Here is a 20850-nt window from a genome sequence, read left to right on the forward strand (position 1 = left end):
AATTCGTGACCTATCGCCGGAACAGCGCAGGATTATCCCAACATAACGGAGGGCGGGGGCGGGTACACTTTCTTCGCAGCGGGAGCGATTTGCCCGAACGCAGTGAGGGATGGCCCGCAGCACGTACTTCCTAGAACGATTCGATGTATTGGCGTGCCGCTGGCCTGCCCGGCACATGTATCTAAGTACGTACTAAAGCAGCCGCGCGGGTCATTTAGCGAGAGCGGAGAAAAAGTGCACCCGCCCCCACCCAAGCTGAGCTCTTTCAATTTTATTTTAAGCACGCACTCACAGGCAAACTGCAATTGAAAAAGTCCGCTGACTCTTTCGTGAGTCAACGGACCTCTCTATCACTTCATCAGCCTGCAATCTACCGCTCTCATTTAAATGCGGAATCTCTTGCTCTCTTCCTGCAGCGCCTGCGATACGGTCGCCAGATTATGTGCCGACGACGCAATCTCCTCTACCGATGCCGACTGCTCCTCGGTGGCCGCCGATACCGTCTGCGTCTCGCTCGATACCGAATTGCTGGCTGCGCTGAGGCGGTCAGCCGTAGCCACAATGCCTTCCATCCCAGCCGCTACCATATGGATGCGCTCGCTCATCGAACGGATTTCTCCATCCATCTCCTTCATCAGGGCGACAATCTCCCCAAAGGTCTTGCCAGCCTGATCCATGATGGTCGCGCCGGATTTTGTCTCCTGGGTGCCGTTCTGCATCGAGGCAACGGCCTCCTCTGTATCCGCCTGGATGCCATGGATGAGATCTGCGATTTCCGTTACGGCCTGACTGGAGCTTTCGGCCAGCTTGCGCACTTCCTCAGCCACGACCGAGAACCCACGGCCTGCCTCGCCAGCCCGTGCAGCCTCGATGGCGGCATTGAGTGCCAACAGGTTTGTCTGCTCGGCAATCGCCGAGATCGTCTCGACAATCTGTCCAATCTGCTGCGAGCGTTCGCCCAGCGAAGCGACGACCTGTGCCGATTCATTGACCGAAACGCCGATATGGCGCATCTGCTCCACGGCTTTGTTGATGGCCGCCATGCCTTCATCAGCCTTGCGTTGTGCATGGTCAGCATGTGCCAGCACCGCATCGGTGCCATCGTTGACCTGATTGATTTCCTGCCGGATCTCACCGACCGTGGCCTTCGTCGCTTCCGCCATCTGGTTCTGCTCTGCCGCCGACTCAGCGACGCGGGTGATCGACTCAGCAATCTGCGTCGCTGCCTGCGCCGACTGCTCTGAGCCTGTGCGCAGGAGTTCTGCGGCATTCGCCGATTCATCCGCACTCTGCTGGATTTTGCGGACCATCTTGGCCAGCTTATCAATCACCGAATTATAATGGCCAGCCAACTTGCCCAGCTCATCCCCTGTGAGGATGGGAGCCCGCTCGCGCAGGTTGCCATCGCCCATCTTGCTTGAGATATCCTCCAGTACCTTGACCCCGCGGCTGATGCTGCGGCTCAGATAAAGCGAGGACAGGATGATCATGGCAAAGGCCACAACCAGCAGGATGATGCTGACCGTCGCCCCGCGCTGATAGAGTGCTGCCGCCTCGGCATTGGCCTCGTTGGCACTGTCGATGTTGAGCTTGGTGAACTCTTCGAGCGCACCGGCGATGACATCATACTGTTTGAAGCCATCGACCGTGATGCCCTGCATCATTGCCTCTTTGTTCTGGCCCTCAAAGTCGGCACGGATTTTCTTGTTGATGGCAAAATTCTTGTCGAGCTCCTGCTTGAGCTTGTCAAACTTCTCCTTGTTGGCCTTGGCCTTCTCCGGATTCACGGCCATCTCCCGCTCCAGGGCTGCCTCATAGATGGCAATCCCCTTCTGGATGTTGTCCTGATGCATCAATGTATCCTTGCGGGCCTTTTCAATGACGGCAGGATCAGTCACATGCGTATATTTATAGGCATCGAATCGCATATTAGCCGAATCTTCATACATGCGATGCGACGCATCCGTCATGATAAGCCAGTTCTCCGTTATCTCCGTCGATTTCTTGTCGAGTGCATTCAAGTTGTATATCCCCATACCACCCATGATACACGCTACCAGCATGACCACAGCAAATGTCAGCTGGATTTTCGTCCGGATTGCACAATCATCCCATTGTGAAAACATATTTCGTCCTCCAATCAATCATTCTCAATTATTCTCAATCAAACCCCGTCAGTTATTATAGCATAAATTAATAAACTAACAAACTAAAATATATTCCAGCTATGTTATTAAAAATTGATTGGTAAATTAGAAAAACGGACACAAAAACCCCAAAATATACAGTCTTTAGTCCTATTGACTTTTAAGTTTCTGTAATGTTACACTAATATTTATCAACAAGGAGGAAATGGGATATCATTTATGGACACGAATAAAGCAATAGATCTGATTCTGGAATACCAGAAGACCGGCGATCCGCAGCTAGGCTCCAAACTAGTAGCGGAGTATGACTATCTGGTCACCAACATCTGCCGTCCGCTGTATATGAATTGGGCCGAGCACGATGACCTGTTGCAGGAAGGACGGATTGGTCTCTACAAGGCACTCAAGGATTATCAGGCAGACCGGGGCGTATCGTTCGTCTCCTTTGCCAGCCGCTGCATCCGCTGTGAATGCATTTCGGCCATCAACAAGGCGAACCGCTATAAGCACGCCATCTTAAACCAGGCATTATCCTTGAATGCTTCGGTCTTTGAGGACAACGAAAAGACCAGCTGGATCGACACTCTGATCGACCCCAACACGCAGCCGCTCTCACATGACCTCATACTCCAAGAGGAATATGAAAGCTGCCGCAAGGTGCTCAGCCAGATTTTGTCGCCCTATGCCTATGCAGTCTTCATCGCCCGCCTGCGCGGCGGCAGCTATGACCGCATCAGCCAGCAGCTCGGGCACGACAGCAAATCCATCGACAATGCACTGCAGCGTTGCCGCCAGCGGATTTCGACTTATCTTGCAGGCAATGACGATGAAATGGATTCCGATGCATTGCGCCATTTCTGCCAGGTCGTTGCCGACAACATGATGCCAAGCACGGAATTATCCCAGATGGTTTCCTGACTATAAATGAATTTTGCTATAGAAAAGCTGAGAACAGGCTTCCTGTTCTCAGCTCTTTTTTTGCCATATGGCAGGGCACGGTTCATTGCGTAAGCTCGGCTGCTGCCTTGAGGCTCTTTTCCATATTGGCCATGACTTCCGGTGTCACATTGCCCTGACCAGCGCGCTTGAGGATCTGCGCATGGTGCATGATGTCTTCGATGTTGTCGATGTAGTCTTTCTCGGCCGCATACAGCGTGGCGAAGATAGGCTCCTTGCCGCCCCCCAGCACCGTGGCCGCCAGTTTCTTCAGCTCCTTGAGTGTCTTTTTCTGTGTCAGGATAAAGCCAACATTCTCACGGTCAACACGGGCCAGTGCCCCATCGATCTTGTCGTGCAAAGCCTGGATCTCGCGCATATTCCCCTGCAGCATGCTGAGCTGGTCTTTCTTGCGGCGCAGAGCCGCCAGCTCTGCCGGCGTATGCGCATGATGCTCATGATGCATTTCGCCATGCGCATGATGATGCCCGCAGGCACAAAGTTCTTCCGTCATCGAATCGCTCCTTGGACTATTCTTTATCTACTTTCTTTGCTATCCATTATACAGGACAAAACACAAAATGTCGCGTCCCCCACTAAAGAACCAGCAAAATCGGCCTGCACTTTATCGGCAAATTGCAGTTTGACTGTCCGTGCGTGGTTAAAATAAACTCGTTACAGCTCAGCTTGGGTGGGGGCGGGTGCACTTTTTCTCCGCTCCCGCTAAATGACCCGCGCGGCTGCTTTAGTACGTACTTAGATACATGTGCCGGGCAGGCCAGCGGCACGCCAATACATCGAATCGTTCTAGGAAGTACGTGCTGCGGGCCATCCCTCACTTCGTTCGGGCAAATCGCTCCCGCTGCGAAGAAAGTGTACCCGCCCCCGCCCTCTGCTACGTTTGGATAAGCCTGCTTTGTTCCGGCATTAGGCTACGAATTACAGCGATGTGCTTGTTACGAGAGAAACGGTTCGTACAAACCTGCTCATACGGATGATAGGGGCGAACGGGGTAGTGCTTCTTTCTGTCTGGAGCGACTGTCCTAGGCACAGAATGATACGCACTAACGTATTAGCAGGTTGAAGATTCATTCGGGCTATTGCTGAAACGAAGCCGCCGGGCAGGGGAGTACCATAAGCGTAACATTGATGGTTTGCGTGAAGAAAATATTTTTTGCCTTCACATTCCGTTGAAAAATTCACACCGTTCAAGCGCAGCGCGTTTGGGAACTTTTTCAATGCTTAGTTAAAGGCAAAAAATATTTTTAGCAAAGCATCTAAGTGAAGCGTTGGTACTCCCCTGCCCGGCGGCGCGGTATTCTACGAATAAATTCCTGGTAATTACAAACTGCAATATAAAAGGAGCTGTGAAATAAGTCTTCACAGCCCCTTTCTATTCTTTAATTATGAGCTAACGCAACATCCTCTGCTGGTTCTTCCTGAAAAAAGGAATACACCAGTCCGGCAGCTGCACCGACGAGTGCTGGTACTACCCAGCCCATCGTGATCGTGTAGAACGGCAGGTAAGCCGTCAGCAGCTCGTTGAGGCCCGGGATCTGGATGCCAGCAGCATTGAGTCCATCGATGATGGCGAAGACCAGCGTGCAGTTCATCGCCCCGCGGTAGATGCTGCGGCGCCAGCCGATGACGCGGTCAAACAGCGACAGCAGTACGAATACGATGACCAGCGGATAAATGCCAACCAGGAACGGCACCGTCAGAGCGATGATCTGCGTCAGGCCGATGTTCGAAGCGACAAAGCTGAACAGAATGCTGATGAGCAGCAGGCGCTCATAGGAAATCTTGTTCTTGAACAGCTTGTTGAAGAACCAAGCCGTACCCGACGTGATGCCGCAGCAGGTCGTCAGGCAGGCCAGCGCGATGATTACGGCTACCAGCAGATTACCTGCCGGGCCGAAGAACATATCGATGGCTGCCGCAAGCAGCTGGCCGCCATTTTCCGAATGCCCGAGGACACTGGCACTCGTCGCGCCGATATACGCCAACGAACCATAAACCAACGACATCAAAAATACCGTGATGAGACCGGCAATCAGGCAAACCTCACCGATGGCCCGGTTCGACGTTACGCCGCGCATGCGAATCGCATTGACAACCAACGTACCGATAGCCAGCGAAGCCAAAAGATCCATCGTCTGGTAGCCATCCTGGAATCCCTGGACAAACGGTGTGCCGATATAAGCTCCCGTCGCATCGAGAATCGAACCAAGCGGCGTTACAAAGGCCTTGGCAAACAGGATAACCAAGAATACCAGCAAAATCGGCGTGAGCATCTTGCCGACACGGTCAATGAGTTTATTCGGATTCAGGGCCAGATAATAGGATGCCGCAAAGAATATGGCCGTGTAGATGGCCTGGCCGACGCCGAGATTATCAGCCGCCAGGAACGGGCGGATGCCGATCTCGAAGGAAACTGCGCCCGTACGCGGCATCGCGAACAGCGGGCCGATTGTCAGATACAGGATGACGAGCAGCATCGTAGCCATCCACGGATACGTCATCTTGCGGATGAACTCAATGTATTTGCCCCCCTGCAGGGCAATCGCCGTAATGCCCAAGAGCGGCAGGCCGACGCCCGTCGTCAGAAAGCCCAGCATAGCTGTGAACACATGGTCACCCGCCGCCTGTCCGAGTGCCGGCGGGAAGATCAAGTTGCCAGCGCCAAAGAAAATCGAGAACATCATGAAACCTACGGTCAAGATTTCTCCTTTAGACATTTGATTCATAATATAACACCCTTTTCTTTTGTAAGAAGACCAATTGTCCTTTTACAGTAAACATCGCAAAGCATAAAAAAATCATATCCCAGCCGACCGGACATGACCAAAAGCCCTGCTTTTCTAAAACGATAGGTGTATTATAGCATAAATGTACTTTACAATGCAACACTTTAACTCAATGTCCACTGTAAATGTGTAAACTTACACATTTTTTCTTTTTTGCCCATCCTGTGCTATACTAAAGAAAAAGATTACACGGCTACGAAGGAGGAATACATCCATGGCCGAAGAACAAGTAAGTCCCGCAAACGTCCCGTCATCCGATACAAACGAGCAAGAACTCGATCCTATCATCACTCAGCCGCACGGCATCCAGCAGCAGGTCAAGATGGAAATCGTCCGCATGATCCACAGTGGCGAAAGCCCTTTCGATATCATCTATCATGTCGCCAAGCGTCTCGAAGATGTCTCCGGCGAACCAGGCTATGCCAAATACGTAGAGGAGCAGATCCGTGCAGTCTACGGTCTGGCCCTCGAGCATGTCAAACCGATGAAGGACGAACTGCACGAGGTCGAGGAACGCCTCAAGCGCATCGAGAAATCCTATGAGAATCCCGCCTTCACCGAGGAGGAACACATCCGCATCGGCTTTGCCATCAACCGGCACAAGAAGAACATCGAACGCCTCAAGGTCATGATCCAGAAGGCCGAGGCCGACCATGCCGATATGACCATCGTCAAAAACTGAGACCACAAAAAAGGCTGCAAGAAAGTGCTTATCCGCACACTTTCTTGCAGCCTTTTGGCTTATTCATGATAATTTGTGGAATTCCTGCTCCAAGGCAGCAACTTCCTGTGGATTGATGGCCCGCAGACGCTCCAGCATCTTCTGGAGCTGCTCGCGCTCCTCGGCCAGCGGCGTGACATCCTCCATGACCAGATACAGCAGCGTGCACAGCTGCTCCACATAGATGATGCTGGCCCGCACGCGTATCCAGAGCAGGCGTCCATCTGCGCAGTAACGGCGCAGCTCGCATTCCTCGACACTTTTCGAGGCCTCAGCCTGTCGGATGGTCTGCCAGAAGCGCTCGCGGTCCCGGTAATCGATGCGGTCGATGGTCGAGCTGTCCGGGCCGTAGACGTTGTCCCGCGAGTCGCCGAACAACTTGAAATAGCCGTCGTTGGCCCGCAGGATCTCCAGCGTGCCGCCCACGAGCTCGTAGAGACCGATAGCGCCGCCCGCGCCATTGAAGAGCACGGTCAGCTGCGCCGACATCGTCATCATATCCACGGTGTCCTCCGGCCCCAGATGCACCGGCAGCGGCGTTTCGCTGAACCCCTTGCCGACCAGGTCACGATAGACCTCCAGCGGCACCGGCTTCGAGAAAAAGTAGCCCTGCACGCACTCACAGCCGATTGTCCGCAGGAAATCTACCTGCTGCTGCTTCTCGACGCCTTCGGCAATGACGGGGATATGCAGCCACTTGGCCATGCGCACGACAGAATTCAGGATATTGCCCCCCCGGCCATTGTCCTCTTTGTCACTGTCTGACAGGAACTGCAGATCGATCTTCAGGATGTCGACAGGCATGTCCTTGAGCATGTTGAGCGAGGAATAGCCGCTGCCGAAGTCGTCCATGAGAATCGGGAAGCCCTTGCGCTGCAATTCCTTGGTGATCTCGATGATCTGCTGCGGGTTCTCCACATAGGCACTTTCGGTGAGCTCCAGCTCCAGCAGCCGCGGCGGGATATCATATTTTTCAATGAGCTGTTCAAATACCTGCACGATATTGGGGCTATAGAAATCAATGCGGGACACATTGACAGAGATCGGCAAGACCGGCCGCCCCGCATCCATATCCTCGCGCAGGATCTGGCAGGCCCTCTCCCAGACGTATTTGTCGAGCTGATAGATGAAACCATTCTTCTCAAAGATGGGAATGAATCGCGAAGGCGAGATGAAGCCCAGCTGCGGATGCAGCCAGCGCACCAGCGCCTCGCCGCCCACGATCTTCTCACTCATGAGCTCGTATTTTGGCTGGATGTAGACGAGGAACTCGCCGCGCAGCAGCGAACTCTGCATGTTGTTGACGATGACCTGTTCGTTGACGATATTGTCGCGCATGTCTTCGCCGTATTCGCCGCAGGCCACCACGCCGTTATGGGCCGCCTTGGCCAGGCCCATGGAAGCCCGGTCGATCATCGTCGTCACCGACAACGCCGTATCACGGATCGTATAGACACCGAAGTAGAACTCGATGCGGTAATCCAGCGCAAACGTCTCGGCCAGCATCTGCAGCGAGCTTATCATATGATTGCGCATATCGTCATGCGTGGGATAGCAGAGCAGGAAGTTATCGGCATAGAGGCGCCCATAGACACAGGGCTCCAGCTTGATGCTCTTGAGGAAATGCGCGATATAGCGCAGCAGCTTGTCCCCTGTCTCCTCGCCGAACAGATCGTTGATGACCTTGAAGCGCGCGATGTTGAAGCGCATGATCTCGAACTCGGTATCGGGATTATCGGCCAGCACCTCAGCGGTGCGGCGGCAGAAGGCCTTCTTATTGTAGAGATTGGTCAGCCGGTCATGACGCAGGTTGTATAGGAAGGAAGCATGCGTCTGCTTGAGTGGCGACAGGTTCGTGATCACGGCATTGAAGGTGCCGATGCCCGATTTCGGATCAAGCACATAGCGGCCGCACTCGATGCACCAGATATAGCTGTCATCAGCCCGGCGCAGGCGGAACTCGACCTGGTAGCTGTCCGACTTCAGCAGCTGGCGCTTGATCTCCTCACGGCTGGGCACCAAGTCATGCGGGTGCACGAGCCGCTCCAGCAGAATATCCTGCCCGGCAAACTGCTGGCCGAAAGCCGGGCCGGACTTGTAGCCGAGCATGCGCCAAAGCTCTTCGCTATAATAGTCGACAGGCAGCTCCTGATCGGGCCGGTACTGGACATAGGCGCAGTTGACATACGAAGCCACCATGTCCATGACCTCATCCATCGAGCCATCCGCCAGCTCGCCGCGATTGAGGATACGCGAGCTCACGGCCTGATAGAGCAGCTCATGGCGCATGTCGTGCTGGAAATGCAAGCCGCAGATTTTGCGGCCAGCAGCGCTATCGCGGAACATCACGAGCACCTGATGCATGTTGCGCATGCGATTCGTCGTGGAGAACACGAGATTGGCCCGCACGGCCCAGCCCTGGTCCGTAGCCTTTTCTATGCATTTCAGCTTGGTGACCCGGCAGGATTTCAGCTCGTAATACATCTGGCGCAAGCATTGCGCGGCCCTATCTTTCCCAGTCGCATAGCTGTCCGAATGAATACCGAACGTGATCACATCCTCCGAAAACATATTCTCCAGCTCCGCAATGTCTCCGTATTCGTAGTAATCACGCAACAGTTTTTTCGTCAAGGCAACTATCTTGCTTTGCTCCATCAACACTCGTCCTTTCGCGGATTTTACCAGCTGCATACCGCTTCCATTCGCGTATGCTATTAATTACCATTAATTATAGCATAATTATTATACATTTGTGAACGAATGTTGCATAAAGCACAAAATAATTTTGCCCATAAGAAAAGCCCTCCCGTTTCCGGAAAGGCTTCCCTTGCTGACATATTGTTTTTTCTCAGTCTAATACATAGACTTCGACGTAGCGGCGGCCAAAGTTCATGGCCTCGCCATACGACTCCATGCAGAGGTCGATGCGCTCGCCGCGGATTGCTCCGCCCGTGTCGGCGGCAATGGCTACGCCATAGCCGGGGATGTACACACGCGATCCCAGAGGAATCACATTCGGGTCAACAGCTACGACGCCGCGGGCTGCCGCGATGCCAGTCGCCGTTATGCCGCTGCCGCCGCCATCGCTGGGCAGATAGGCAGTAGCCTCCATCGTATAGACATTGCGATAGGCACGCTGGCCCATCTCCGTCTGTACCTTCGGCTTCATTTGTTCTTCACGCTGCCGAGCCAGTGCCTGAAGTTTAGCGGCACTGTCTTTTACCACTATATCCAAGTTTTCCTGAATTTTCGTATCCAGTCCTGGAGCCGCTTCCACGTCTTCCAGATTGTAGCCCAATTCGATCAGGGCGTCGCCTACGGTCTGCTTGCTGGTCATAACTTCCTTTTTCTGACCATTGTACGAGACAGTTACCGGGACCGCACGGTAAACCGTTATTTTCGTGTTCTTATCGTCGATCTTTTCCAAACGGAATTCATCGTTGGCGCTGAGTTTCACGCCAGCCCGGATAAGGATGTAGTCCGGGCTCGTATGGGTCGTATTCAGGGTAATCGTACGTCCATCCACGAGGACAGACACTTGATGCATTGCCGACGGGACCGTGTTGCGTGTGAAACCCGTCGTCATCATCATGAGTACTGCGAGCATCAGGCACAGCATCAATTTTTTTTCTTTGCTATTGAATGTCACAAGTTTGGTTAAACTCATTAAAAGCCCCCTTCAAATGCTTGTGAAGAACTTTATGAAGTATACCATGTGAGTCATGACCCTGTCAAACCCACATGTCTCATTCTCCCACTTTAGGCTGAAAACCAGCTGAACAATGGGACAAGAAAAGTGGTGGGCGCCACTTTTGTGACTTTGTCCACCACTTTTGCTAAAAACTATGATTTACAAGGGTTACAGGACGTATAGTTCCTCCGCGTTGCGTGAGGTCTGTTCTGCCACCAAATCCACGGAAATCCCCTTGATTTCGGCGACTTTCTCGGCCACATAGCGCACGAAGGCCGGTTCATTCTGCTTGCCACGCATCGGCACAGGGGCCAGATATGGGGCATCCGTCTCCACCAAGAGCCGTTCCAGCGGAAATCTCTGTACGATTTCCGGCAGTTTCGCCGCATTCTTGAAGGTCAGCGGCCCATCGACCCCGATATACCAGCCCAGCTTCAGCAGTTCCTGTGCCATCTCCCAGCTGCCCGAAAAGCAGTGCATGACACCGCGCAGGCCACGGCCCTCCCGCTTGAGGATAGCCAGCGTATCGCCATGGGCATCACGGTCATGGATGCAGACTGGCAGATGCAGCTGACGTGCCAGGTCGAGCTGGCGGATGAAGATGCGCTGCTGCAGTGCCCGCTTTTCGAGGTCCTTCTCCCAATAATAGTCAAGGCCGATCTCACCGATAGCCACGACCCGCGGCTGCTCGGTCCAAGCCGCCAGCATATCGTCATCCTTCCCCGTCATCGGGAAAGCCTCCTCGGGATGGATGCCTACGCCGGCATAGACGCCCTCATAGGAGGCTGCGAGCTCGACGGCCTTGGCCGACGAGGCCAGCGTATCGCCCATGTTGATCAGACGCGTCACGCCGTTTTCACGGGCACGCTCGATGACCTCCTGCTCGTGACCGGCAAATTTCACATCATTGAGATGCGTATGCGTATCGACAAGCTCCATCATTTGACGACAGCTCCGACCGGCATGTCGACCGAGACAACCTTGAGATCATCGCCCTGCGAAGCCGCAAGCACCATGCCATGGGAAACGACGCCGCGGATCTTGGCCGGCTTGAGGTTCGCCACCATGACGACATTCTTGCCGATGAGTTCCGACGGCTCGTAGTGGTTGGCGATGCCTGATACGAGCTCACGCTGCTCGCTGCCGAGGTCCACCTTGAGTTTGAGCAGCTTATCCGTCTCAGGGATCTTCTCAGCTGCGAGAACCTTCGCGACACGCAGCTGCAGTTTGCTGAACTCATCGAAGGTTACCTCACCGCTGTCATCCTTCTTGTCGGCTTTCTTCTCTTTTTTCTGCTTGTTAGCCTTCGGCTGTTTTGTCGGCTGCTCTTCCTTTTCGACCTCGATGCGCGGGAAAAGCTGCTCCGGCGTGCCGACTTTGAGGTCAGCCGGCGTGCCGCCCCAAGCGCGGATATCGTCAAGCTGCACCTCGGCAAAAGCCTGCGGCAGGTTGAGCTGCTGCCAGATGCGCTCAGCCGTGATCGGCATGAACGGCGCGATCAGCACGCTGATATGACGCAGCGACTCGACGAGGTTGTACATGACATTCGCGAGCTCCTGCTTCTTCTCCGGCTCTTTGGCCAGTGCCCACGGTGCCGTCTCATCGATATACTTGTTGGCACGGCTGATGAAGGCCCAGACCTTCTTGATGGTCAGCGACAACTCCATCTTCTGCATGTTCTCATCGAAGAACTGCACCGTCTCAGCGGCATCAGCCTTGAGCGATGCATCGATCTCACTCTCACCCTGCGGTGCGAGCACGATGCCATCCTGGAACTTGCCGATCATGTTGAGGGTGCGATGCAGCAGGTTGCCGAGGTCGTTGGCCAGATCGCTGTTGATGCGCTGGATCAAGGCATCGCGCGAGAAGTTGCCATCCTGGCCGAGGTTGATTTCCCGCAGCAGGAAATAGCGGATTGCATCGGCACCGAACTCGTCGATAAGGGCAATCGGGTCAACGACGTTGCCCTTCGACTTCGACATCTTGTCGCCATCGACAATCAACCAACCGTGACCATAGACTTTCTTCGGCAGCGGCAAATCGAGGGCCATAAGGATGCACGGCCAGATAATCGTATGGAAACGCACGATTTCCTTACCGACAAGATGCAAATCGGCTGGCCAGAATTTGTTGAATTTCTCGGGATCATCGAGGAAACCAATCGGCGTCAGATAGTTCGTCAGTGCATCGAACCAAACATAGATGACATGCTTCTCATCGATGGGAACCGGGATGCCCCAGTCAAAGGACGTGCGCGAGATGCAGAGGTCTTCAAGGCCCTGCTTGATGAAGTTGATCATCTCATTGCGGCGCGATGCCGGCTGGATGAAATCCGGATTCTCCTCAATATATGCAAGGATCTTGTCCTGATAGTTGCTCATCTTGAAGAAGTATGCCTCCTCGGCAACTTCCTGTACCGGGCGATGGCAGTCCGGGCAGCAGCCATTCTCATCGAGCTGATGCTCGGTCCAATAGCTTTCACACGGCGTGCAATAGAGGCCCTTGTAGGAGCCTTTGTAGATATCGCCCTTGGCATAGATGCGGCGGAAGATTTCCTGGACCACTTTCTCATGACGTTTCTGCGTCGTGCGGATGAAATCATCATTGCTGATGTTCAGGCGCTGCCAGAGATTCTGGAAACCGGCAACGATCTTATCCGTGTACTCGATGGGCGTTACGCCTTCAGCCTCAGCCTTCTCCTGGATTTTCTGGCCGTGCTCGTCCGAGCCCGTCAGGAAGAATACATCCTCTCCGGCCAGGCGATGAAAGCGGGCAATCGAGTCAGCAATCGTCGTGCAGTATGCATGGCCGATATGCAGCTTGGCACTCGGATAATAAATCGGCGTCGTGATATAAAACGGTTTTTTCTCTGTCATGGAAAATGATCCTCCTTATAATAAACCCGCTAATGATTCGGGTTTTCTTCTAACTTTTTCATTATAGCGCATTATTCCTGCTCTGTCAGCATAGCCTGATAGACATCGCGGCGGCTAAGGCCAAGTTTTTTCGCGGTTTCACGCATGGCCTGTTTCTTGTCAAGGCCAGCGGCCATCAGCTGCTTACAAAGCTCGACAGGATCAGCCGGCATCGTTTCAGCCTCAGCCGGCATCGTCTCCTCCCCAGCGCCCTCGACGACGATGACATACTCGCCCCGCGGGTCGTTCTGCTGATAGTATTCCATAAGCTCTGACAAATTGCCGCGACGGAACTCCTCAAACTTCTTCGTGAGTTCCCGGCCCAGCACTGCCCGGCGGTCGCCAAGGCCTGCCAGCAGCTGCTTGAGCGTTGCCTTCAAATGATGCGGCGCCTCATAGAAAATCAGCGAACCTTCATAGCCTTTGATACGAGCAAGCGTCTCCTGCTGTTTCTTGCCCGTCTTGGGCAGGAAACCGACAAACGTAAACAATGTCGTATCAAGTCCTGAGCAAATCAGCGCCGACAGGCCAGCATTGCAGCCCGGCAATGGCGAAACGCGGATGCCCGCCGCAATCGCAAGCTCCGCTAGATGGCTGCCAGGATCGCAGATGCCAGGCAGCCCCGCATCGCTGACACAGATGAGATCATGCCCCTGCTGGATATATTCGATGAGCTCCGGCCCTTTCGTGAACTTGTTGTGTTCGTGATAGCTCGTGAGCTTCGTATGGATGTCGAAATGCGTGAGCAGCTGGCGCGTATGCCGCGTATCTTCCGCCGCGATCAGTTCCACCTCACCCAGCATGCGCACTGCGCGATAAGTCATATCCTCCAGGTTGCCGATGGGCGTCGCGCAAAGATAAAGCGTCCCGGCACCATTTGCTGATTCTGTTGTCATCACTCTTCCTCCATGCCATAGATCCGCAGGATCTCCGGTGTATAACTGCCATCTTCCTCATGTACGATAAGCGGCGGCAGGACCTTGAGCCCGCCGGGCGCCGCGCCGACGACAGCCTCGATGAGCATCATGTTCGGGGCCTTGCCATCCTTCGGCTGCACCATCTGCAAGCGTTTCGGCGCCAGCTGATGCTCATGCAGGCACACGATGATCTCCCCGAGCCGCTCAGGCAGGTGCACCATCGCAAAATGGCCGCCGAACCGCAGCGCATAGCGGGCCGCACGCACGACATCCGCCAGGGTTGCCGTGAATTCATGGCGTGCCCTGGCAACGCCTGACATCTTATTTACCTGTCCCTGCGCCACCGGCCGATACGGTGGATTGGCTACCACCACATCAAAAGATTCGGGCGCGTAAAGCTCCCGAATCCCACGGTAGTCACCCTCACGGACGAAAATCTTGTCTTCCAGCTCATTCATCCAGACATTGCGGGCCGCGACATCGGCCATGACCGGATTGAGCTCCACGGCATCGACCCGGGCCACCTCATCGGCAATGATCAAGGGGATGACCCCCGTGCCCGTGCCGAGCTCCAACACTTTCTGCCGGCTTTTCCACGATAAAAAGTGGGCGAGCAGCACCGCATCCAGCGAAAAGCAGAATTCCTGCGTGTTCTGGATGATGTGCCGCCCGCTCTTCATCAAATCGTCCAGCCGTTCATTTTCCTTCAGGCTGACGTCTCTCATTCTTTGTTTTCCTTGCCTCCGCCGTTGTTGCCATTCTTCTCGCGGTTGCCGCGCAGACGGCGGTCGCGCCGGGAACGGTTGCTGCCGCCCTCACGGCCCTTCTCATGGTCGCCACGGGGACGGCGGCGGCTGTGGGAACCACCATTGCGCGATTCCTTGTCCCGCTCGCGATTTTCCCGCCGGTCACGCGCATGGCCATCCGGCTTGCGGTCACCACGCGGCCGGCGGCTGCGCTCGCGGCGCGGACGTTCCTGTCGTGGCTCGGCCTCGGCCGCCATGCCGGCAAGGACCTCATCGACAGCCGGCTCAGCAGAGATGGCACTAGCCAGCGTCCCTGCATCGTCCTCATCCTTCTCGATGACATCTTCCCAAGAGGCCACAATCGTCCGGCTGTTATCGAGCAGGATGGTCGCCGTCCGGCGCTGCTGGTTCAGCGAGATGACCTTGCCCTCACCCTCGACCGACACGACGCGGCTGCCCTGGGCCGGGGCCATGACTTTTTTCTGCTTCTTGTGGCAGTTCTCGCAGTAGCAGTCATTCTCGTATTTGAGGCAGCACATCAGGCGGCCGCAGATACCCGAGATCTTCGTCGGGTTCAGCGACAGGTTCTGCTCCTTGGCCATGCGGATCGATACGGGCTCGAAGTCGCCGAGGAACGACGCACAGCAGAGCGGCCGCCCGCAGCAGCCAATACCGCCCATGAGCTTGGCCTCATCACGCACGCCGATCTGCCGGAGCTCGATGCGCGTGCGGAACACCGCCGCGAGATCCTTGACCAGATTGCGGAAATCGATGCGGCCATCTGCCGTGAAATAGAAGATGATCTTGTTCATGTCAAAGGTGTACTCGACCTCGACGAGCTTCATCGGCAGCTTGTGCTCCTGGATCTTCTTCTCACAGATGGCAAAGGCCTCTACCTGGCGCTTCTTGTTCTCCTCGATGCGCTGGAGATCGGATGCATTGGCGATGCGATGGACGATCTTCAGCGGCTGGGTGATCTCCTGATCCTCCACCTCACGCGGGCCCAGGACCGTCAGTCCGCACTCCATGCCGCGTGCCGTTTCGACAATGACATGCTGCCCCTGCTCGATCTCGAGATTCCCCGGGCCAAAATAATATATCTTTCCCGCCTTCTTGAAGCGGACCCCTATGATTGTCTGCACTGTTTTCCTCCTAATATATCTATGTCAAATCGCGTATACGCAATAAGAATCCTTCCATCTGCAGCGGCAGGTTCACATTGGCCTGCAGCCGTCGCTGCAAGTCCCGCACCAGCGCGAGCAGCGCAAAGATGCGGGGCTCCGTGAAACGCGGCAGGAGTCCCGCCAGCCGCTGCCGGCTGTCCTGGTGGTAAAGCAGCGGGCTTGCACCATCCTCATAGAGCACCAGCATATCCCGCAGCATCATGTTGAGATACAGGAACCACTCCGCCAGCTTCTCCCGCTCCCAAGCCCCTTTGGTCTTGGCTTGCTGCCAGACCTGTTCCAGGCCCATATCATCGAGCTGCTCAAGGAACGCCAGCGCATCATCACGCAGCTCCAGGCCGCCGTTCTCATACAGCGTCACAGCCCGGCCCAGGCTGCCATCAGCCAAAGCCGCCAGCTCCGCAGCCGCAGCCTCGGGTATGCCCCTGCCCTTGAGCGCTTGCGCCATCTCCTCAGACGGCAGCATGCCAAAAGCCATCGGCATGCACCGCGAAACGATGGTGTCGAGCAGCGAGCTGCGCGCGCTCGTGACCAGCAGGAACGTAACCTGTCCTGCCGGCTCCTCCAACGTCTTCAGGAGGCTGTTGGCTGCCGCCTCGTTCATGCGCTCGGCCTCGTCGATGAGCACGACCCGGCCTGCTGACAGCGTCGGATAACGCGAGGCTTCCGTCTGCATCTCGCGAATCTGCTCGATGCGGATGACCTTAGCCGCCTTGCCGCGGCTCTCTGGCAAGACCTCATAGTAATCGGGATGGCTTTCGAGCCGCATCGCCTGACACGACGCACAGTGACCGCAGGCTGCGCCCTTTCCCGTATGTTCGCCGCAAAGTATGGCCGCTGCCAAGGCCCGGCCTACCATCTTCTTGCCGATGCCATCTGGCCCTGCCAGAAGCAGTGCATGCGGCAAGCGTCCCTCGGCCAGCATCGTCTGCAATTGCTGCTTCTGTTCCGCGTGGCCGATGATCTTATCCCAGCTGATTTCCATTACATGTAGATATCCACGAGCATCCCGCGGATGGCATCATGGCTTGCAATGATATCCAGCTGGTTCGCCTGCCCCAGCCGGATCTTCTCCGCCATCTCCTCGAGTTTCTTGTCAATCTTGCGCACCGTCGTATAGACCTTCTGGCGGCCCATGCGGTCCCAGCCAGCCTGTGTATGGAGTTCATACATATGATTGACAGCCTCGCCGACAAAATTCTTGATTAGCGTGCGGTATGACTTGAGCTCATCATAGGTCGGCGTCCGCGAGAGCCGCGCCCCCTGCTCATCGATCTGCTTGAGCAGCTTGTCGAGCTGCTCCGTCGTCACCGACTCCTCCTGGCTGCGGAGCTCCGCACCGAAATCGGCATCCGCATCGCGGACGCGCTCTTCTTCCGTGCTGCGGCTCACGGAAATCGACGGCCCCTGCGCCGTCATATTATCGATTTTCATTGGCATAATCTGTCACCTGCTTTGCTCTTGGATTGCGGCCATATTTATCTATCTTTGATTATACCGTTTCCACTGGCAATATGCAATAAAAAGACCGCCCGGCCTTTCTGCCGGACGGCCTCTGCCGCCTATCGCTTATTTACTTTTTATGACGGCTATGCGACTCATAATCTTCTTTGATCTGCTTCATCTGATGATCATGACGCTCCTGCTCCTCTTTGAGCTTCTTTTCATGCTCTTTATCATCAATCATGCCCTTGCGATGCTCATAACGGATCGAGCGGACATTCTGGCGATGTGTCGTCTCCTCCTCATGGATGCGATGGCTGTATTTATTTGACGTGCCATCGGCATACTCTTCCTGCTGCGCATCATTATGATGTGCCTCGGAAACACTCGACAGGGAAACACTGGCAACGCCAAAGCTCATCATGCCAGCCAATGCGATTGCCGTGACTTTTTTCATGCTTGCTTTCATAACTTCAGACTCCTTTGTCTCAAATCTTTATCTTCACAGTTGCTAGTATAGAAGCTGCAAATTGGAAGAACCTTAAAACGACGACCTCTTTTACATTATATTTCCATTAATATTTTCTTAGCAAAGACCCTGATCGATAAGCTGCTCGATCTGCCAAAGTACACCGTTTTCGGCATTGCTCTTCGTCGTGAAGCGAGCGATTTCCTTGATATCGGGATAAGCATTATCCATCGCATAGCTGTAATAGACCGACTCCAGCATTTCCTTGTCGTTCATATAGTCGCCAAATGCCGCACATTCCTCGAAGCCGATGCCCAGGCGATCCTGCACCTTGCGCACGGCCATGCCCTTGTTTGCCCCCTTATTGGTGATATCCACCCAGTAAGCGCTTGCGAGCACGACCTGCATGTTTGCCTGCTCCTGCGCAAACAGCGGGAAGATCTTCGTATCCGCATCGGCACCGGCCGTGAAGAATGAGACCTTGATGGGATCGTCATCGACAGCTGCGAAATCATCGACCAGCTCGAGCTCCCGGAAATATTTCTGCAATTCATCGAAGTATTTCTCCGGATGCTTGCCCTTGAGCATATAGGCCTTCTTCTTGCCGCAGAACACATTGTAGATGCCATCGATTTCATTGACGCTATCGATAAGGCGCAGCGCATTTTGGCGCTCGATGACATCGGAAAAGATTTCCCGGCCATGCTGGCGCACCATCGTGCCATTATCGCTGATGAACAGGAATTTATCCGCGTACTCGGGGAAACTCTCTACCAGCGACTGATACTGGCGGCCGCTGGCCGGCGCAAACATCACGCCGCGCTCATGCAGCTGTGCCATCACATCATCAAAGCCTGCCGGCATGTTACCCGCTTCATCGAGCAGCGTACCGTCCATATCCGATAAAATCAGTTTAATCATCGTGCACCTCTTAATCTCTGCTTAGACTATCATTCGTAACCACTATTCGATTCTATCACAATCAGGTATTTTCCGTCTATTGTTTTTCGCGCAGGAACTTCACAGCCGCCAGGCCCGCCTCTGCGCCCTCATAGACAGCCTTGGCTACCTGCAGGAGACCGCCCGTGCAGTCGCCAGCCGCAAAGATGCCCGGCACATTCGTCGCCATATGCGCATCGGTCTTGATGTTATTGCCCGCCAGCATGATGCCAAGCTTGCGTGCCAGCTCCGTGCTGCCGGCCGTCCCCAAGGCCAGGAATACACCATCCGTATCCAGCGCACTGCCATCAGCAAACCGCACACGCGCCACGCGCGTTTCCCCTTCTATCGCCGCCAAGGCGCCTGTCTGCACATCGATGTCCGCCGGAACAGCCACGGCTGGTTCTGCCCCATTGGTCAGCAGGACAACCCGGGCCGCATGGGGCAGCAGCGCCTGCGCCTCATGCAGCGCATACTCGCCGGCACCGATGACCGCCACCGCCTTACCGCGATAGAAGAAGGCATCACAGACTGCGCAATAACTGACCCCCTTGCCTTCAAACGCGGCAATGCCCGGCAATTTCAAGCTGCTGCGCGCCGCACCGGCAGCTAGGATGACACTGTCAGCCGCCAGCTTCGCCTTACGGCCCTCTACAAGGAATCCTGTGAACGAATCATCAAAGGCCAGCGACAGTACCTCATCCTCGGTAAATTCCACCCCGAGCTTCCGGGCGCCAGCGATTCCCCGGCGCAGCAGCTCTGCACCGGACACCGGCTCTTCCAGCCCGTAGTAATTCTCGATGAGATGCGCCTTGGCGAGCGCCCCGGTCTGCTCCCCGCGGGAGACCACTGTGACCTCCGCACCTCCCCGCCGTGCGTAAAGTGCCGCCGACACGCCGGCCGGCCCTGAACCAATCACCACAACTCTTGCCATGAACAGCACTCCTTCCCCCTGCTTGGTTATCAGTTTGCCCCATTATAGCACAAAGGTGACAGGCTTTCTGTAAGCCTGTCACCTTTGCGTTGTGATGTGTGTTTATATAATTTAGGAAAGGGTACGTTGATTCATCAGCCCAGTTTGAGCTTTTCCTGTGCCGAGACGTGACGGTCAAAGCCGACCTCGGCTTTCGTCATGCCCAGTGCCAGGCCGACGAGCTGCTGCAGGTGGAGGATAGGAACCTCAGCCTGCGAGTGGACGGCCTCACGGCCCTCCGGCTCGTACATATCGAGCTGCATCTGGCAGAGCGGGCACGGCGTAACGATAGCGCCAGCACCAGCCTGATCGGCACTGTCGACAATCTGGCCCGTAGCGACGAGCACATCGTGCTCAGCCGCCAGCTGGGCATGGAAGCCGCAGCACTTGCGGTTTGCACTGAACCATACCGGCTCAGCACCGAGCTTGCGGATCAGGCGCTCCAGATACTCTGGATGCTTGCCGTCGCCATGGTCCATGACCTCCTGCGGACGCAGGATATGGCAGCCATAGTACCCGGCAACTTTATAGCCATTGAGCGGGTTCGTGATCTTGCCATCGAGGATCTCCGGATGATCGTCGAGGATCCAGAGGAAGTGCGTGACCTGGCTCGTGCCTTTGTATTCATACGGATGACCGGAATCCTTGAGGATCTTGTTGACCTTCTCGCGGAGCTTCTCATCCTTGTCGAGACGGGCTTTAGCCGTACGCAGCTGCAGCGTGCAGGTGTTGCAGACGGTCATGATGTCTAGGCCCATATGCTCGGCAATCGAGATGTTGCGCGCGTTGACAGCCAGTGCTGCCAGATCATTGACACCCTGTGCGTGCGACGCACCACAGCAGGTCCAGTTCGGGATTTCTTCTACTTCGATGCCGAGCTTCTCGCAGACTTTCTTCAGGGACGTATAAGCCTCAGCTGCAGCGCCTTCAAGGACGCAGCCCGGGAATAATGCGTACTTCAT

At 55.2% G+C, this 20850-nt stretch carries 18 protein-coding genes; 2 read left to right on the forward strand and 16 right to left on the reverse strand.

Annotated features, from left to right (window positions below):
* Positions 1 to 383 precede the first annotated feature (383 nt).
* Positions 384 to 2126 carry a methyl-accepting chemotaxis protein gene (locus tag FZ041_RS06285; protein ID WP_149188960.1) on the reverse strand — a complete coding sequence of 581 codons (1743 nt, stop codon included), beginning with the start codon at positions 2124 to 2126 and terminating at the stop codon, positions 384 to 386.
* A 240-nt stretch (positions 2127 to 2366) separates the two neighbouring features.
* Between FZ041_RS06285 and FZ041_RS06290 the strand changes: the two genes are divergently transcribed.
* Positions 2367 to 3065: a sigma-70 family RNA polymerase sigma factor gene (locus FZ041_RS06290; protein WP_075445874.1), complete on the forward strand. Its 699-nt coding sequence runs from the start codon at positions 2367 to 2369 to the stop codon at positions 3063 to 3065.
* An 82-nt stretch (positions 3066 to 3147) separates the two neighbouring features.
* Here the strand turns inward: FZ041_RS06290 and FZ041_RS06295 are convergent, their stop codons facing one another.
* Together FZ041_RS06295 and brnQ are read right to left on the reverse strand one after the other, a co-directional pair.
* Positions 3148 to 3597 (reverse strand): hypothetical protein, encoded by a 450-nt coding sequence (locus FZ041_RS06295; protein WP_149188961.1) that lies wholly within the window; start codon positions 3595 to 3597, stop codon positions 3148 to 3150.
* 886 nt (positions 3598 to 4483) lie between these two features.
* Positions 4484 to 5830: a branched-chain amino acid transport system II carrier protein gene (gene brnQ, locus FZ041_RS06300; RefSeq protein ID WP_149188962.1), complete on the reverse strand. Its 1347-nt coding sequence runs from the start codon at positions 5828 to 5830 to the stop codon at positions 4484 to 4486.
* Between the two features lie 382 nt (positions 5831 to 6212).
* Between brnQ and FZ041_RS06305 the strand changes: the two genes are divergently transcribed.
* Positions 6213 to 6572, forward strand: coding sequence for a hypothetical protein (locus tag FZ041_RS06305; RefSeq protein ID WP_075445596.1), 360 nt, complete (start codon positions 6213 to 6215; stop codon positions 6570 to 6572).
* A gap of 63 nt (positions 6573 to 6635) precedes the next feature.
* Here FZ041_RS06305 and FZ041_RS06310 read toward each other — a convergent pair whose 3' ends face one another.
* The 13 genes from FZ041_RS06310 to FZ041_RS06370 form a co-directional block, all read right to left on the reverse strand.
* Positions 6636 to 9266 carry an EAL domain-containing protein gene (locus tag FZ041_RS06310; RefSeq protein WP_187626327.1) on the reverse strand — a complete coding sequence of 877 codons (2631 nt, stop codon included), beginning with the start codon at positions 9264 to 9266 and terminating at the stop codon, positions 6636 to 6638.
* A gap of 193 nt (positions 9267 to 9459) precedes the next feature.
* Positions 9460 to 10278 carry a G5 and 3D domain-containing protein gene (locus tag FZ041_RS06315; protein WP_075445570.1) on the reverse strand — a complete coding sequence of 273 codons (819 nt, stop codon included), beginning with the start codon at positions 10276 to 10278 and terminating at the stop codon, positions 9460 to 9462.
* A gap of 192 nt (positions 10279 to 10470) precedes the next feature.
* On the reverse strand, positions 10471 to 11241 hold the full coding sequence (locus FZ041_RS06320) for a TatD family hydrolase (protein ID WP_149188983.1): 771 nt from the start codon (positions 11239 to 11241) through the stop codon (positions 10471 to 10473).
* Positions 11241 to 13178 carry a methionine--tRNA ligase gene (gene metG / locus FZ041_RS06325; RefSeq protein ID WP_149188964.1) on the reverse strand — a complete coding sequence of 646 codons (1938 nt, stop codon included), beginning with the start codon at positions 13176 to 13178 and terminating at the stop codon, positions 11241 to 11243. The genes FZ041_RS06320 and metG overlap by 1 nt, the downstream gene beginning before the upstream one ends.
* 71 nt (positions 13179 to 13249) lie before the next feature.
* Positions 13250 to 14113 (reverse strand): 16S rRNA (cytidine(1402)-2'-O)-methyltransferase, encoded by an 864-nt coding sequence (gene rsmI / locus FZ041_RS06330; RefSeq protein WP_149188965.1) that lies wholly within the window; start codon positions 14111 to 14113, stop codon positions 13250 to 13252.
* The gene (locus FZ041_RS06335; protein ID WP_075445573.1) at positions 14113 to 14859 is read right to left on the reverse strand and encodes a tRNA1(Val) (adenine(37)-N6)-methyltransferase; all 747 of its coding nucleotides are present in this window, start codon (positions 14857 to 14859) and stop codon (positions 14113 to 14115) included. Before FZ041_RS06335 ends, rsmI begins: the two co-directional genes overlap by 1 nt.
* Positions 14856 to 16022, reverse strand: coding sequence for a PSP1 domain-containing protein (locus FZ041_RS06340; RefSeq protein ID WP_149188966.1), 1167 nt, complete (start codon positions 16020 to 16022; stop codon positions 14856 to 14858). Before FZ041_RS06340 ends, FZ041_RS06335 begins: the two co-directional genes overlap by 4 nt.
* 19 nt (positions 16023 to 16041) lie before the next feature.
* Positions 16042 to 17049, reverse strand: coding sequence for a DNA polymerase III subunit delta' (gene holB, locus FZ041_RS06345; RefSeq protein ID WP_149188967.1), 1008 nt, complete (start codon positions 17047 to 17049; stop codon positions 16042 to 16044).
* Positions 17049 to 17504 (reverse strand): YaaR family protein, encoded by a 456-nt coding sequence (locus FZ041_RS06350; protein WP_075445576.1) that lies wholly within the window; start codon positions 17502 to 17504, stop codon positions 17049 to 17051. Before FZ041_RS06350 ends, holB begins: the two co-directional genes overlap by 1 nt.
* Positions 17505 to 17637: 133 nt before the next feature.
* A complete protein-coding gene (locus FZ041_RS06355; protein WP_075445577.1) occupies positions 17638 to 17976 on the reverse strand; it encodes a hypothetical protein in 339 nt (112 codons plus the stop codon).
* Positions 17977 to 18093: 117 nt separating this feature from the next.
* A complete protein-coding gene (locus FZ041_RS06360) occupies positions 18094 to 18897 on the reverse strand; it encodes an HAD family hydrolase (RefSeq protein WP_149188968.1) in 804 nt (267 codons plus the stop codon).
* A 76-nt stretch (positions 18898 to 18973) separates the two neighbouring features.
* Complete coding sequence (locus FZ041_RS06365) at positions 18974 to 19849, reverse strand: NAD(P)/FAD-dependent oxidoreductase (RefSeq protein ID WP_149188969.1); 876 nt, start codon at positions 19847 to 19849, stop codon at positions 18974 to 18976.
* Positions 19850 to 19983: 134 nt separating this feature from the next.
* On the reverse strand, positions 19984 to 20850 hold the full coding sequence (locus tag FZ041_RS06370) for a CoB--CoM heterodisulfide reductase iron-sulfur subunit B family protein (RefSeq protein ID WP_075445580.1): 867 nt from the start codon (positions 20848 to 20850) through the stop codon (positions 19984 to 19986).

The sequence above is a fragment of the Pseudoselenomonas caprae genome (genome assembly GCF_008271345.1).
In the GTDB taxonomy this organism is placed as follows: Bacteria; Bacillota; Negativicutes; order Selenomonadales; family Selenomonadaceae; genus Selenomonas_A; species Selenomonas_A caprae.

Excerpts from the sequence above, each read along its gene's own strand:
- FZ041_RS06285 (WP_149188960.1), bottom strand. The coding sequence starts at position 2,126 with ATGTTTTCACAATGGGATGATTGTGCAATCCGGACGAAAATCCAGCTG.
- FZ041_RS06290 (WP_075445874.1), top strand. The coding sequence starts at position 2,367 with ATGGACACGAATAAAGCAATAGATCTGATTCTGGAATACCAGAAGACC.
- FZ041_RS06295 (WP_149188961.1), bottom strand. The coding sequence starts at position 3,597 with ATGACGGAAGAACTTTGTGCCTGCGGGCATCATCATGCGCATGGCGAA.
- brnQ (WP_149188962.1), bottom strand. The coding sequence starts at position 5,830 with ATGAATCAAATGTCTAAAGGAGAAATCTTGACCGTAGGTTTCATGATG.
- FZ041_RS06305 (WP_075445596.1), top strand. The coding sequence starts at position 6,213 with ATGGAAATCGTCCGCATGATCCACAGTGGCGAAAGCCCTTTCGATATC.
- FZ041_RS06310 (WP_187626327.1), bottom strand. The coding sequence starts at position 9,266 with ATGGAGCAAAGCAAGATAGTTGCCTTGACGAAAAAACTGTTGCGTGAT.
- FZ041_RS06315 (WP_075445570.1), bottom strand. The coding sequence starts at position 10,278 with ATGAGTTTAACCAAACTTGTGACATTCAATAGCAAAGAAAAAAAATTG.
- FZ041_RS06320 (WP_149188983.1), bottom strand. The coding sequence starts at position 11,241 with ATGGAGCTTGTCGATACGCATACGCATCTCAATGATGTGAAATTTGCC.
- metG (WP_149188964.1), bottom strand. The coding sequence starts at position 13,178 with ATGACAGAGAAAAAACCGTTTTATATCACGACGCCGATTTATTATCCG.
- rsmI (WP_149188965.1), bottom strand. The coding sequence starts at position 14,113 with ATGACAACAGAATCAGCAAATGGTGCCGGGACGCTTTATCTTTGCGCG.
- FZ041_RS06335 (WP_075445573.1), bottom strand. The coding sequence starts at position 14,859 with ATGAGAGACGTCAGCCTGAAGGAAAATGAACGGCTGGACGATTTGATG.
- holB (WP_149188967.1), bottom strand. The coding sequence starts at position 17,049 with ATGGAAATCAGCTGGGATAAGATCATCGGCCACGCGGAACAGAAGCAG.
- FZ041_RS06350 (WP_075445576.1), bottom strand. The coding sequence starts at position 17,504 with ATGCCAATGAAAATCGATAATATGACGGCGCAGGGGCCGTCGATTTCC.
- FZ041_RS06355 (WP_075445577.1), bottom strand. The coding sequence starts at position 17,976 with ATGAAAGCAAGCATGAAAAAAGTCACGGCAATCGCATTGGCTGGCATG.
- FZ041_RS06360 (WP_149188968.1), bottom strand. The coding sequence starts at position 18,897 with ATGATTAAACTGATTTTATCGGATATGGACGGTACGCTGCTCGATGAA.
- FZ041_RS06365 (WP_149188969.1), bottom strand. The coding sequence starts at position 19,849 with ATGGCAAGAGTTGTGGTGATTGGTTCAGGGCCGGCCGGCGTGTCGGCG.
- FZ041_RS06370 (WP_075445580.1), bottom strand. The coding sequence starts at position 20,850 with ATGAAGTACGCATTATTCCCGGGCTGCGTCCTTGAAGGCGCTGCAGCT.